The sequence below is a fragment of the Streptomyces sp. NPDC018045 genome (genome assembly GCF_044327445.1).
Lineage (GTDB): Bacteria > Actinomycetota > Actinomycetes > Streptomycetales > Streptomycetaceae > Streptomyces.
Window position 1 is genome coordinate 45,018 of record NZ_JBIRFL010000034.1, and the last position, 14,610, is coordinate 59,627.

Sequence of the window (14,610 nt, forward strand, 5' to 3'; positions counted from 1 at the left end):
GTCGGCCCGCCCGGGCCCAGGCATCTGCCGAAAGGCCCAGCCGGTCTGTCACGCCATGCGGTCAGGCATCCGCCGCCGACCCCTCGGGGCGAGCTTGCCGTCCCCGCCTCCCCAACGCCCCGCCATCACATTCTCGTTCCACTTCGCGGAGAGCCCCATGAAACGTCCTCTGCCCGCCGCACTCCTCGCAGAGTCCATCCGTGACCCAAGGTCCGGTCCACGATGCCGCACGGATCCCCCTGCCCGGCAGCAGACCACCCCTGGCGCGACTCGTAGCGATCGTCGGCGTCACCGGAGCCAGACCGCCGCGCTGGTCCTGATCAGTACGGCCGCGCTGCTGCTCACCGCGTGCGGCGGGGAGGACGAGCAGCGGTCCGGCACCGCCGCGTCATCGGTGCCGAAGGTGTCCGTCACTCCGGCGGACCACGCCCGGAACGTCAAGCCCGCGGATCCGGTCGTGATCCGCGTCGAGGGCGGGACCCTGGACACGGTGGAGGTGACCGGTCCGGACGGCAAGCCGGTGGCCGGCACCGTACGCCAGGACCGGTTCACACCCGAGCACCCTCTGGCCGTCAGCACCACCTACGGCCTCACGGTCAAGGTCAAGGGCCGGGACGGCAGGCCCACCGAGCAGCGCACCAGCTTCCGAACACTCGCCCCGGAAAAGACGAGCAAGGTCACCGTGCTGCCGCTGGACGGCAGGACGGTCGGGGTGGGCCAGCCCCTTTCGCTCGCCTTCGACCACCCGGTCAAGGACAAGGCCGCCGTCGAGCGCCGGCTGAACGTCACCACCGACAACCACACCGTGGGCTCCTGGGGGTGGGTCACCGATACCACCACCGGACAACAGCGGGTCGACTGGCGCCCCAAGGACTACTGGAAGCCCGGGACCAAGGTCACCTTGACCGCCGACCTCAACGGCGTCGACACCGGCGGCGGCCGTTACCTCACCCGCTCGTACACCACCTCCTTCACCATCGGCCACAGCCGGATAGCCAAGGTCGACCTGGACAATCACCGGCTCACTCTGGTCCGGGACGGCAAGCCGACGAAAACCGTCCCGATCAGCGGCGGCTCCCCGGAACACGCCACCTGGAACGGGAAGATGACGCTCATGGCCAAGGAGGGAACCATACGCATGAATTCCCGGACCGTCGGCCTGGGCGCGGCCTACGACCTCATCGTGCCCCGTGCCATGCGGCTGACGACGTCTGGAACCTATGCCCACCAGGCGGACTGGGCCGAAAGCTACATCGGCAAGGCCAACAAGAGCCACGGCTGCATCGGACTGACGGCCAAGGACGCCACATGGTTCTACGACCAGGTCCAGGTCGGCGACCTCTTCGAGGTGAGCGGTGGCAAAGAGACCGTTGCCGCCGGTAATGGATTCGGCGAATGGAACCTGCCTTTCGAGCAATGGCAGGCCAAATCCGCCCTCCACCGAGCCGGATAGGCACAGCGCACCGCCGACGCCGGGACCCGGTGAGCGGTTCGGCCTCGAAGAGTGAAGCACCGTAACCGATGATCGCACGCACCAAGACCTCGGCGTCATAGAGGGCGAGATCGGGGCCCTTCGCGCTCATCGGAGGGACGATGTGTGCCGCGTCGCCGAGCAGATACAGGCGGCCGTGTCTCATGGGGCTGTACACCACGCACCGGAGAGGCACGATCCGCTTGTCGATGATCCGGCCGGTCGGCACGGGGGTGCAGAAACGGGCTTCCATCTCCCTCCAGATGCGCTCGTCCGGCCACTGCGAAGGGGGTCGTCGACCGGGCACTGGAGGTAGAGGCGGCTGGCGTTCGGACCGCGAGGGACCATTCCGGCAGAGCCGCGGGGGGGGAATCGCCATGCCCAGGGGCTTCGCCGGCGCCTCGGCCAGGATACTGAGCCAGGAATATCCGTACTCATGGGAGTAGCGCGTGAGCGCGTCCGCGGGGACGGACGTCCTGCTGACGCCACGGTAGCCGTCGCAGCCGGCGAGGAAGTCGCAGTTGACGACCCGCGTCGAGCCGGCGGTGTCCCGATACCGCACGCGGGGGCGCTCGCCGCCGATGTTCTCCAGGGAGACGTTGCCGGCCTCGAAGCGAAGGTCGCCGCCGTCGCGCAGGAAGACGTCCGTGAGATTCCGGACGAGAACCTGCTGAGGGCAGAAAATGCTGCTGCCCCGGAGGTCGTCCTCGTCGAATTCCATCGGAAGCTCTTTTCCGTCGAGCCAGAAGCCGTTCCCGGCCTCTCGGACGGGGTCGCCCTCCAGCACCTCTTCGAGCCCCCACTCGCGGAACATGCGCACTCCACGGCTGTCGATGGCTCCGGCCCGTTGCCGCTGCTCGACGTATTCCCGGCTGCGCTTTTCCAGGACCAGGGTCGCGCTCCGGCCAGGTGCCGCGTGCAGAAGATCGGTGACGGTGCGCAGCCGGCCGTCGCGCGGCTCGGGCAGGCGCAGGGACTGTTCGGGGCCCCGGTGAGTTCGTCGATCATCACCGCGAGCAGCCGCTCGTAGGCGCCGGGGCGGAAATCCCGTCGTTCAGTCAGAGCCAGGAGGGCCTCGCGCAGCAAGGGACTTACCGCGAACACGCTCGGGTGCGCCACGAGTTCGTCGCACGGGCCGATCGGGACGGCGATCGGCGGACGTTGGTCCTGCCGTAGAAGCGGTGCGAGTGGGCGAAGCCGGGTGGCGTCCACGTGACCCGGTTGGCCGGGGCGACCCAGGTCCCGCGTTCGGTCGTGGCGGCCAGAGCGCCGGCGGCCGCGTACACCAACTGGCCCTGGGGGTGGGAGTGAAAGGCGACGTGATGTCCGTGCGGACGCCAGCCCGCTCCATCAGACGTCATCGCCTGGGTAGTTGAAGGCGGTGGAGAAGGCCGGCGGGTTTCCGGCATCGATCGTCAGTCTGCCGAGGGACCGCGGGCTGCGAGGCCCCGGCGGGTCAGCGCCACAAGTCAGGGCTCCTGCCCCACGCGTGGGTCCGCGGTCATCTGCAGGCTCTTCACGGTCAGGGGCGCGTGCGCCAAGACCCGTACTCGGGATGCCGGTGCCGGGCGCAGACGCCACGAGCGGGCGAGGGTGGCCAGCAATACCGTCGCCTCGGCCATGCCGAAGTTGTCGCCCAGGCATTTGCGGCTGCCGGCGCCGAAGGGGAGGAACGCGTCCCGAGCCGTTTCGGGCATGTCTTCGCGGTCCCAGCGGTCCGGATCGAAGCGTTCCGGGTCGGGGAAGAGCGCCGGGTCGTGGTGGAAGAGGTAGGGGCTGATCACCACATCGGTGCCGGCCGGCAGACGGTATGCGCCGAGGGAGACGGCTTGCTGGGCCCTGCGGTCGAGGGCCCACACGGGTGGGTACATCCGCAGGATCTCGGTGACGATCCGTGTCGTACGAGGCAGTCGGCCCACGTCCTCGGCGCCGATGGCCTCGCCGGTGAGCACCTCGTCCACCTCGGCGTGCAACAGGCGTTCATGACGAGGAGCGTGCGCGAGGTGGTGACAGGCCAGTGCGACAACGGTGGCGGCGTTCTCCGCTCCGGCCAGGAGCAAGGACATGACCTGGTCACGCAGTTGGGCGTCGGTGAAGCCTGGCCCGCTGCCGCCGGGGCGTGCGCGCATGAAGGCCGGCAGGAAGCCGGTGGCGTCCGCCGACCGGCCGCTGCCGGCCCGGGCCTCAGCGACGATGTCCCCGGCGGTGGCCCAGGCCAGGGCGAGCGCCTGCTGGAACCGGCGGTTGTGCGGGAGCGGAAGCCGGTGTGCGGCGGCTATCGGCACCGCGATCCGCGCGTAGACCCCTGCGAACACGATGTCGAGGAGCGTCAGGAAGCGTTTGACCTGCTCCGGCCGCGCGGTGGGGAAGATGGATCGGATGAGAATGCGGATGGTGGCCATCCGGGTCTCGGCTTTGACGTCGACGGTGGCGCGATGGCGGAAGGCCGCGCTCAGCCGGTGTGCCTCCTCGCTCATCACCGGAACGTAGCGGGCGATCGCCGGCCGGGTGAATACCGGTTGTATGAGGCGGCGGTCGTGCAGGTGGTTCGCCCGGTCCACCGTGAACAGGCCGTTACCGGAGATCGGCCGCAGGTGCTCGAATATGATGCCGCCCTTTTCGAAGTGCTGCGCTTGCTCGACGAGCACGGCGCGGGCGAGATCGGTACGGCATACCAGGACGGCTCGTTTCGGCCCGACGTGAATTCTCACGAGGTCTCCGGTCCTGCGGCACTCCGCGAGAAAGCCGAGGGGGTCCCTCAGCAGCCGTCCCGAGTGTCCGACCAGCGGCAGGGCGCCGCCGGCGGTGAGAATCCCGTGCCGGTGGGCGGCGGTTCGCATGAGGTCACCTTCTCAAGGGTTCACCGCGTCTCAAGGTGCCTGTACCGGTGCTGTCGTCCGGCCGTCGGGCCCTGATGGAAGCCGGGGCCGATGAGGTTCCGCCACTGTGCAGCGGCTGAAGTGGCCTGTCAACGGCAAGGATCGAGCCCTTTTCCGATACCGAACGCCCCGCTCCCGGCCAGGCACGTTGCTGTTTCCGCCGAAACTCCGTCGAGGAGCCCCGGATGAATGGATCAGTTCCGTGGGAGGGCGTCTTGCGAGGCCGTACGGCCGGACGGTGATCGAGCCGGACAGGTTCCGCAGCGCGCGGCGCTGCTGACGGGGTTGGCCGATTTACGCGGCTGCTCTCAATCTCGGCCATGCTATCCAGGTCTAGGCCATGGATTTCTCACGGCACGCGAGTTCTCATCGGGTGCCCGCCGCTCACGACGTCCTTGGGGACACTTCCACAGCTTGCCGATTCACAGCTTGCCGACCGGATGAGCGCGATCGTCGTACGACGTCGGGCTCCGCGCCCCGCGCACCGAAGGCGGTGGCCGGCCGAGAACCGCCACCCGCCGCACACGCCGCTCGCTTCCCGAAGGGACAGCCAGTGTCAGTTGATAGTCATGGTCATGACAGCGAGCCCGTAGCCATCGTCGGAGTCGCCTGCCGTTTCCCCGGCGGCATCGCCACCCTGAACGGGCTGTGGGACGCCCTCGCCGCGGGGCGGGACCTGATCACCGATGTCCCCGACGACCGCTTCGACACCCGGTGGTTCGTGGCCGACGGGCGGCATCCCGGGAAGAGCTACACGGCGGCCGGGGGCTTCCTCGACCGTATCCGTGGGTTCGACACGTCGTTCTTCACGCACATCTCACCGCGCGAAGCCGAGTGGCTGGACCCCCAACAGCGCCTCCTGCTCGAAATGGCCGTCGAGGCGCTCGACGACGCGGGCATCGCGCCCGCCGCGCTGGCCGGCTCCGACACCTCCGTCCACGTCGGGGTTTCCAGTCATGACTACATCGACTTGCAGACCTGCCAGCCCGAGGACAACAGCCCGTACGCCATCGCCGGCAGCGCGGCGGCGAACACCGCCAACCGCATCTCGCATCTGTTCGACCTGCGCGGACCGAGCCAGGCCATCGACACGGCGTGCTCCTCCGCGCTCACCTCCGTGCACGAAGCGTGCGAGCAGGTACGCCACGGGCGCAGCCGGGTGGCCCTGGCGGGCGGCATCAACATCCTGATCAGCCCGTACGTGTACGCCGGCTTCGCGGCCGCCTCGATGCTCTCGCCCACGGACCGGTGCCGGACCTTCTCCGCGAACGCCGACGGGTACGTCCGGGCGGAAGGCGGTGGCCTGGTCGTACTGAAGCGCCTGAGCGACGCACTGGCCGACCACGACCGGGTACACGCCGTCATCCGGAGCAGCGGGACCAACAACGACGGCACGACACCGGGGCTCGCGGTGCCCAACTCCGGCGCGCAGGAGGCACTGCTGCACCAGGTCTACGCGGCGGCGGGCATCACCCCGGACGACCTGGTCTACCTGGAGGCGCACGGCACCGGCACCCCGGTGGGTGACCCGGCCGAGTGCCGGGCCATCGGCCGGGCACTCAGTGCTCGGCGGCGTACCGGCGATGCCTTGCCCATCGGCTCGGTCAAGACCAACATGGGGCACCTGGAAGCCGCATCCGGTATGGCGGGTCTGCTCAAGTCCCTCCTGGTCCTGCGCGAACGGTCCGTTCCGCCGACCCTGCACGCCGAGCCGCTCAGCCCCGACATCGACTTCGGGCACCTGAAGTTGCAGCCCGCGCTCCGGCTGACGCCGTTGAACGTGACCGAGCGCTCGGTCGTGGGAGTCAACTCCTTCGGCTTCGGAGGCGCCAACGCCCACGTGGTCCTTGCCGCACCGCCGGCGCCACAGTCACGGCCGGCCGACGGCCGGGCCGCCGCCCCACCGGACGGGCTCCCGCCGGCGCTGCCGGTGCTGGTCTCCGGTCGTAGCCCGGCCGCGTTGCGCGCCATGGCAGAGCGGCTCGCGACCCGCATCGAGGAGACCGGCGCCACGGAGCAGCCGGGCACCGCGGACACTCCGGACGGCATCGCCGACCGTACCGACGCGGCCGCCGCCTTCTACGACGTCGCCCATACGACGTGCCTGCGCAGAGGCCACCATCCGTACTGTGCCGCCGTCCTCGCGCCCACGGCCGGCCGGGCCGCGGCCACCTTGCGCGCCGTCGCCCGGAGTGAAGAACCCCTGCCCGGCGGTGCCGTGGAGCAGCGCACGCCGAACGGGCAGGTCGCCTTCGTCTTCTCCGGGAACGGTTCGCAGTGGGCCGGCATGGGAGCGGACCTGCTCACCACCGAACCCGCCTTCGCGCGGGTGGTGAACGAGGTGGACGCCGTCCTCGCGCCCCGGCTGGGCTGGTCGGTGCGGGCCGCGATGTCTGCCGCGCCCGACACCTGGCGGCTGTCGTCGACCGATGTGGCGCAACCCTTGCTGTTCGCGCTCCAGTTGGGGCTCGTGGCGGTACTGGAGACCTACGGCATACGGCCCGCCGCGGTGGTCGGGCACAGCGTGGGAGAGACGGCCGCCGCCTGCACGGCCGGCGCGCTGACCCTGCGGGAGGCAGCGGAAGTGGTCCTGGTCCGCAGCCAGGCGCAGGCACCCACCGCCGGCAAGGGCCGGATGGCGGCGGTCGGCATGTCCGCCGAAACGGCCCACACGGAGCTGGCCGGATACGGCGGGGCTCTGGAGATCGCCGGTATCAACAGCGACCGGGACGTGACCGTGACAGGCAGTCCCGAAGCCCTCCGGGACTTGGGTGAGGCCGTCGGCGGACGCGGCGGGTTCTTCCGGCTGCTGGACATCGACCACGCGTTTCACAGCAAGGGCATGGACGCGGTCGAACAGCCCATGCGGGCGGCGCTGGCCTTTCTGCGCCCTGCCCTGCCTGCCGTTCCCATGGCCTCGACCGTCACCGGCGCGCTGGTGGCGGACGGGGAACTGGACGCGGCGTACTGGTGGCGCAATGTCCGCAGGCCGGTGCTGTTCGCCGACGCTGTCACGGCCCTGCGCGCCGAGGGCTGCGACATCTTCCTGGAAGTGGGGCCGCATCCTGTCCTCACCGGGTACCTGCGGCGGCTGACGGCCGGTTCCGGCTCCGTGGCAGCCGTCGCGGCCACGTGCACCAGGGACGGCGACGGGCCCGAAGCGCTGCGCACCGCGGCGGCCCATGCCTTGGCAGCGGGCGCCCGCGCACAGTGGGACGCCTTCTTCCCGCGCCCCGGAGCGGTGACGGACCTGCCCGCCTACGCATGGCAGCACGAAGAGCGCTGGCGGGGGGAGAGCCGCTGGTGGAGCCGGACCGGCGCGGACACCGGCACGTCCCAGGACGACACCCACCCCTTGCTGGGCGTACGGCTGACCGAACCGGAACCGGTGTGGAAAGGCAGCCTGGACGCTTCTCGGCTGCCCTGGCTGGAGGACCATCGCATCGGTGCGGAGGCCGTGCTGCCGGCCGCCGCGTACGTGGAAGTGATGCTGGCGGTCGGACAGCGTCTCTTCGCCGCGCCGGTGGAGATCGACTGTCTGGACATCGCCCGCGCCCTGGTCCTCGACCGGGACGGGGCGGGCCCCGGTGTCCGGGTGCTGACCTCGTTCTCCGAGGACGACCAGGTGGTGCGCGTCACCGGCCAGGCGGACGTACGGGCGCCCTGGCTGACGCACGCCCGGGGGCGCGTCCGCCCGCTGCTGGTCCCCGCGCCGCCCTCCGCCCCGGTCGACGCGGTACGCGAACGGGCATGCGGCCAGTGGACGTCCGCCGAGCACTACGCACGGGCCGCCCGCTCCGGACTGCCCTACGGGCCCGCGTTCCAGGTCTTGTCCGAACTCCACCTCGGCACCGACGAGGTACTGGCCGCTTACCGTTGCGACCTGCCCTCCGACGAGTACCAGGCCCATCCCGCCGTACTGGACGGCGCCTTGCAGGCCGGAGCACCCCTCCTGGCGGCCCTGGAGGAGGGCGGCGCCGCCTTTCTCCCGGTCGGAATCGACCGGGTGCGGATGTGGCGCCGGCCCGCCACCCAAGGACTGGTCCACGTCCGCAGCCGGGAGCGGGGCCGCCACGAAGCGAGCTGGGACATCACCGTGACCGGCCTTGACGGAGTCGTGTCACTGGAACTGACCGGATGCCGGCTGCGCCGCTACGCCGGTGCCGCCGCCCGGCCGCCCCGGCACCTCGTACCGGCGCTGCGGGCCCGGCCACGGCCCGGCCCCGTCCACGGCCCGAGCCCCCTGCCCGCCCCCGAGGACCTGCGAAGGGTGACAGCCTCCGCCGGACTGCCCGCATACGGGACCGGGAGCGGCGACGGGCGGGCGGAACGAACCGCGGACGGTTTCACCGCCGCTTTCGAGGAGTTCAGCGCGCACTTCGCCGCCCAGGCCCTCGCCCGGCTCGTGCCGACGGGGACCTCGTTCACCTCGGCGGACCTGGTGAACGCCGGCATGTCGGCCACATACACCGCGCTGAGCGAGCTGCTGCTCAGCCTGGCCGAACGGTGGCACCTGGCCGAACGGGCGGCGGGCGACAGCGGCCGGACCACCTGGCGGCTGACCGGCGCACCACGCCCTGCGGAATTGCTGCGCCGCACCCTCGACCGCTTCCCCGGCCAGGCGATGTCAGCGACGCTCTTCGCTCGCTGTGGCCTGCACCTGCCCCAGGTGCTGACCGGTGCGCACGACGCGATCGACCTGCTCTTCGGCGAAGCCGACCAGCACCTCGTCGAGCACTTCTACAGCCACTACCCCGCCCTGCACACCGATCACCGGCGTGCTGCCGCGGTGGTGGCGGCCCTGGCCGCCGCCTGGCCGGCCGACCGGGCCCTGCGGGTGCTGGAGGTGGGGGCGGGAACGGGCGCCACGGCCGCACGGCTCATGCCCCTGCTGCCCGCCGAGCGCACCCGGTACGTCTTCACCGACATCTCTCCCGCCTTCTTCGCGCGAGCCCAGGCCCGCTTCTCGGAGTACGACTTCATCCACTACCAGACCCTGGACCTCAATCAGGACCCCGCCGAGCAGGGCTTCGACGACGGCAGCTTCGATCTGGTGATCGCCACGAACGTGCTGCACGCCACCGCCGACCTGCACACGACCCTGGCACGGCTGCACCGGCTCCTGGCCGACGACGGGCAGTTGATGGCCATCGAGATCCACGATGCCGAGTCGCTGGCCCTGTGCTTCGGACTCCTGGACAGCTTCTGGACGTTCACCGACACCCACCGCCGCACCGCCTCCCCGCTCCTGCCTGCCCGGGCATGGCCGCCGCTGCTGCGGGAGAGCGGCTTCCTCGACGTCACACGTCTCAACGACGACGCCGACGAGGACGATCCCTCGGCAGCCGGCAACCACTCCCTGCTGCTGGCCCGGCGCCCGTGCCGTACCGCCCCCCTGACACAGCCATTCGAAACCGGTCACAACGACCACTGGCTGGTCGTCGCCGAGTGCCCGCAGGCCGAGCCGGCCCGGCACCTGGTACAGGTCCTCACCGGGGCCACCGACAGCCCGGTCGACACGGCCGAGCCCGGGGAGGCGGCCTCGCGGTGGCCCGCGCTCGTGCCGCCCCACGCCCACCGGCCCGGCCTCGTACTGCTCCTGAACCAGCCCCCGCCCGGACCCGGCGACCACCGCGCCGTCATGGACCAGGCCGAACACCGCATACGCGTCCTGCGTGAGCTGGCCCGGGCCTGCGCGGCACTGCCCGCCCACGCCGACCCCACCCTTTTCGTGATCACCAGGCCCAGCGGGGCGCTCGCGACGCCGGAAACGCCCCAAGCCCCCGGAGACGCCATAGCCTGGGGAGCGTCCCGCACACTGGCCAACGAACAGCCGCGCCTGACCGTCCGGCGGATAGCCCTGCAGTACGGCGACGCGACGGAACCGGACGCCGCGCGCCTCGTACGGGAGCTGCTGTCCCCCGACGACGAGGACGAACTGCTGCTCACCCCCGGCGGCCGGTTCGCCGCACGTCTCGTCGCCCCCGCCCCGGCGTCGCCCGGCGCCGATCCCGCCACCGCTCCGCGCGTCCTGCGCGTGGACGTCCCCCACCGGCATCACCGGCTCTCGTGGGAGCCCGGCCCGGCGCCTCGGCCCGGCCCCGGAGAGGTGTCCATCGCCGTGCGGGCCGCGGCACTGAACTACCGCGACGTGATGATGACGATCGGCATCTACCCGCCCGGAGGCGAGGCCGTCACGCCGGACGGCATCGCCCTGGGCCTGGAGTGCGCCGGCGAGGTGACCGCCGTCGGTTCGCCGGACACCGGTTTCGCACCGGGCGACCGGGTGTACGCCATCGCTTCACACTGCCTGGCCACGCACGTGGTGGCCCGCGCGGACCAGACCGGCCCGATCCCCGACCACATGAGCTTCACCGAGGCCGCCACCCTTCCGGTGGTCTTCCTCACCGTGCAGCACAGTCTGGAGCACCTGGCACGGCTCGCCCCACAGGAGACCGTGCTGATCCACGGGGCCGCGGGCGGTGTCGGCCTGGCCGCCCTGCAATACGCACACCACCAGGGCGCCACCGTCATCGCGACCGCGGGGACGCCCGCCAAGCGGGACCTGCTGCGGCTGCTGGGCGCGCAGCACGTCCTGGATTCCAGGAGTCTGCGTTTCGCCGACCGGATCGCGGAACTGACCGGTGGGCGCGGCGTCGACGTGGTGCTCAACTCCATTGCGGGCGAGGCGATCTCCCGCAGCCTGGAGCAACTGCGTCCCGGCGGGCGGTTCGTGGAACTGGGCAAACGTGACATCTACGGGAACACACCGCTGCTGCTTCGCCCGTTCCGCAACAACCTGGCGTACTTCGGAGTGGACGTCCACCAGCTCCTGACCGAACAGTTGCCCTCGGTACGGGCCGCCTTCACGCGGATGGCCTCGCGTGTCACCGACGGCACCTACCGGCCCTTGCCCCACCAGGTCTGGCCGGCCGACCGGGTCCAGGAAGCCTTCGAGACGATGCGCCGCTCCAAGCACCTGGGCAAAGCCGTGGTCTCCTTCCACGCCCCGCCGCCCCTCGACCGGCCCGTGCGGACGCCACGGCTCGATACCCACGGCACCTACCTGATCACCGGTGGGCTGGGCGGCCTCGGCGCAGCCACCGCCGTGGAACTGGCCCGGCGAGGCGCCCGCCACCTGGTGCTCGCGGGGCGCCGCGGCGCGCGGACCCCCGGGGCCCCGGACCTGCGAGCCACGCTGGAAGCGCTGGGGGCACAAGTGCACGACTCCCCCGCCGACATCACCGACCCGTCGACCGTCCGTCGCCTGCTGGCCTCGATCGAAGCGAGCGGGCATCCGCTGCGCGGCGTCGTGCACGCCGCCATGGTGTTGGACGACAACCCCCTGGAAAGCCTCTCGGACGAGCAAATACAGCGGGTTCTGGCCCCCAAGATGCTGGGAGCCATGCTCCTGGACGCGGCCACCCGCGGCCACGGGCTGGACTTCTTCGCCGTCTACTCCTCCGGCGCCGGTACCGTCGGCAACCTCCAGCAAGCCAACTACGCGGCCGCGAACCTCTTCCTGGAAGCCCTGACCCGCGCCCGGCGCCGCGCCGGGGAGCCCTCCCTCGCCTTGGCCTACGGGCCGGTCAGCGACGCGGGGTACGTCGCCCGGGAGGACCTGACGGGTGCGATGAAGGCTCGCGGCTGGCTCCCGATCACCGTGGAGGAGGCGCTCGGCGCCCTGAACGAGCACCTGTGCCGGGGCACCGACGTGGTGTTCGTCGACCGCTCCGACTGGGGACGGGTACGGCAGCTCCTGCCGGCGGTGGACACGCCCCGCTTCGCGGCGGTACTGCCCGCAGCCGACAGCGAGCCGACCGGCTCGGCGGACGAACTGCGGCAGCGCCTGTTGGACGCCGAGGCCGGACCGGCGCACGCACTGGCCGTCGAAACCCTGTCCGAGGTGCTGGCCAAGGTTCTCCATCACGCACCACAGCACCTGGCCGCGGACCGGCCGCTGGATCAGCTCGGCGTCGACTCGCTGATGGCCACCGAAGTGGCCCAGGCCATCCGGCACCGTATCGGCTGCGACTTCTCCACCCTGGAGATCACCAACGCCGGTGACATCGCCACCCTGGCACACCGGGCACTGGCCAGGATCGGTCACCCGGCCGGGAACGGCAGCGCGCCGGAAGCGCCTCCGACGGCCACCCCGCCCGGCGCCTCCGGCCTCTCCGGGCGAACCCCGTGACCGGCCCCGGCACACCCGACGCACGCGCCGTCCACGCGGGCCAGGCGCCCTACTCCCCGCTGACCCTGCGTGGTTACGACCCGCTGGTGTTCGGCATCAACTACCGCTTCTTCTGGCGATGTCACCCGCAGCGCATGGTCGACCTGTACGAGCGCAACATCACGGCTGACCACCTCGACATCGGCGTCGGCACCGGATACCTGCTGCGCGCCTGCTCCCCGTCCGCCCGACGACGCATCGTCCTGGTCGACCTGAATCCCCACTCCCTGCGGCACACGGCCCGCGGGCTGAAGGGGTACGAGGTCAGCAGCCTGCGGGCCGACGCCCTGCGTCCACTGCCGCTCCCGCCGTCCTCCTTCGACTCGGCGGCGCTCTCCTTCCTGCTGCACTGCCTGCCGGGCACCATCCCGGACAAGGCCCGTGTGCTGGACCACGCCGCCGCCTGCGTCCGTCCCGGGGGCAGGATCTTCGGCAGTACGGTGGTGGCCCACGGTGTCCCGGTCACGTCCGCGGCACGGCGTCTGATGGCGTACTTCAACCGCCGCGGCATCTTCCACAACACCGCCGACCGCCTGGAGGACCTGCACGCGGAACTGGCCTCCCGATTCGCCTCCTTCCGCCTCACGACACACGGATGCGTCGCCCTTTTCGAGGCAACCACCGGGTGAGCCGCGCCCGTCCTGAACCGGCGGCGCAGGACGGCAGCACCGCAGCACCGCCACGTCCTCGCGCGCCGGCCGTATCGCTCAAAGAGCGTTGTCCCGTCGCGGGTTACCGAACACTCGCGACGGGACAACACGCTCTTGCGCGATCAGCACGGCACCGGAGAGCGTGAACACGGTGATGGCGCCGCCTCTTCAGCCGTGCCGTCAAACGCGTCACCGCCCGGCCGCCCGGCGCCGGCAGGGACACCGCACGGACGATGGCCGCTGCGGCGAGGGGGAATGACGCAGGGGGCGGGTGAGCGGGGCCGGGCCGCGCCGGAGCGGACCACGGGGCGCGCGCCGGAAAGGTGTGCTCCCGGTGCCGGGGGTAGGCGGCCGGTTTCGGGGCACCCGGGACGAGTTAGTGTCTGGCGGCTGCGGCCTGCGGGCCGCTGAAACAAGAGCGTGTACACATGTCCGGTACCGGACCAGACTCCGCGCCGTCCGGCGGCCCGCCGGAGCCCGGCGCCGCCCGCGAGCACCCGGAAGGGCCGGCCGCGCCGGTACGGCGGCTGGCCGAATACTGTCTGCATCTGCCCGGCGTCCAGGCCAGCGGAATCCTGCTGACCGACGGGCCACGGCTGCGCCGGCAGATCTTCGCCACCGATCCGGCCGCCAACCGTCTCGAACGGCTCCAGGTCGACCTGTCCGAAGGCCCGTGCCGGGACGTGTGCCGCACCGGCACCCTGCTGGCCGACCTGCCGCTGACCGAGCCGCGGTGCCGGGAGCGCTGGCCGCATTTCACCCCCCGCGCCCTGGCCGAAGGCTTCACCGCCACGACCGCGGTGCCCCTCCGGCACCACGGCCGCCTGCTGGGTGCGCTCAACCTCTTCCACCAGCACCGCTGTCTGGAGGCGGCCCACATCGAAGCCTGCCAGGTCCTGGCCGAGACCACCGCCTGGGCCCTGGCCCGTGAACAGGAACTCGACCGGCTGCGCACGCACAACGCCCAGTTGCAGACCGCCCTGAACTCCCGCGTCATCATCGAGCAGGCCAAGGGCCTGCTCACCGAACGTCTGCGGCTGCCGCCGAACGAAGCCTTCGCCCGCCTGCGTGCGCACGCCCGCGCCCACCAGCAGCGGCTCACCGTGGTGGCCCACCAGGTCGTCCATGAGCCCGCCGACCGCGGCCCCTTCCCCCGCCCCCGGCCGGGCCCCTGACAGCCGCACGCATGCACCGTCATCGGCCGGTGCCGGAAAGGGGGCGCTTCCGGTAGCGGCCTAGGAGTTGTCTTCAAATGTCACGCCCACATCAGGAGCGATGCGAGGGTGACGGCTGCTTGGTAGGACTCGGCGGTCTTCTCATAGCGGGTGGCGATGCCGCGCCACTGCTTCAAGCGGTTGAAGCAGCGTTCGACCACGT

At 71.3% G+C, this 14,610-nt stretch carries 7 protein-coding genes and 2 pseudogenes; 4 read left to right on the top strand and 5 right to left on the bottom strand.

What is annotated here, in order from left to right; all coding sequences use genetic code 11:
* Positions 1 to 288 precede the first annotated feature (288 nt).
* Positions 289 to 414, bottom strand: coding sequence for a hypothetical protein (locus tag ACH4EB_RS35290; protein ID WP_398352436.1), 126 nt, complete (start codon positions 412 to 414; stop codon positions 289 to 291).
* On the opposite strand from ACH4EB_RS35290, the gene ACH4EB_RS35295 reads away from it, so the two are divergent.
* Positions 404 to 1,453: an Ig-like domain-containing protein gene (locus ACH4EB_RS35295; protein WP_398352437.1), complete on the top strand. Its 1,050-nt coding sequence runs from the start codon at positions 404 to 406 to the stop codon at positions 1,451 to 1,453. The two genes, ACH4EB_RS35290 and ACH4EB_RS35295, sit on opposite strands and share 11 nt — an antisense overlap.
* Positions 1,454 to 1,583: 130 nt before the next feature.
* Here ACH4EB_RS35295 and ACH4EB_RS35300 read toward each other — a convergent pair.
* From ACH4EB_RS35300 to ACH4EB_RS35310, 3 genes and pseudogenes are all read right to left on the bottom strand, one after another.
* Positions 1,584 to 2,444 (bottom strand): annotated as a pseudogene (locus tag ACH4EB_RS35300) (FAD-dependent monooxygenase); the annotation flags it as partial.
* 118 nt (positions 2,445 to 2,562) lie between these two features.
* Positions 2,563 to 2,880 carry an AraC family ligand binding domain-containing protein gene (locus tag ACH4EB_RS35305; RefSeq protein WP_398352439.1) on the bottom strand — a complete coding sequence of 106 codons (318 nt, stop codon included), beginning with the start codon at positions 2,878 to 2,880 and terminating at the stop codon, positions 2,563 to 2,565.
* 60 nt (positions 2,881 to 2,940) lie between these two features.
* Positions 2,941 to 4,311: a cytochrome P450 gene (locus tag ACH4EB_RS35310; protein ID WP_398352440.1), complete on the bottom strand. Its 1,371-nt coding sequence runs from the start codon at positions 4,309 to 4,311 to the stop codon at positions 2,941 to 2,943.
* A 592-nt stretch (positions 4,312 to 4,903) separates the two neighbouring features.
* On the opposite strand from ACH4EB_RS35310, the gene ACH4EB_RS35315 reads away from it, so the two are divergent.
* From ACH4EB_RS35315 to ACH4EB_RS35325, 3 genes are all read left to right on the top strand, one after another.
* Complete coding sequence (locus ACH4EB_RS35315) at positions 4,904 to 12,544, top strand: SDR family NAD(P)-dependent oxidoreductase (protein ID WP_398352441.1); 7,641 nt, start codon at positions 4,904 to 4,906, stop codon at positions 12,542 to 12,544.
* Complete coding sequence (locus ACH4EB_RS35320; protein WP_398352442.1) at positions 12,541 to 13,212, top strand: class I SAM-dependent methyltransferase; 672 nt, start codon at positions 12,541 to 12,543, stop codon at positions 13,210 to 13,212. The genes ACH4EB_RS35315 and ACH4EB_RS35320 overlap by 4 nt, the downstream gene beginning before the upstream one ends.
* A gap of 449 nt (positions 13,213 to 13,661) precedes the next feature.
* The gene (locus ACH4EB_RS35325; RefSeq protein WP_398352443.1) at positions 13,662 to 14,408 is read left to right on the top strand and encodes an ANTAR domain-containing protein; all 747 of its coding nucleotides are present in this window, start codon (positions 13,662 to 13,664) and stop codon (positions 14,406 to 14,408) included.
* Between the two features lie 80 nt (positions 14,409 to 14,488).
* Here ACH4EB_RS35325 and ACH4EB_RS35330 read toward each other — a convergent pair.
* Positions 14,489 to 14,610: pseudogene (locus ACH4EB_RS35330) on the bottom strand (IS5/IS1182 family transposase); the annotation flags it as partial.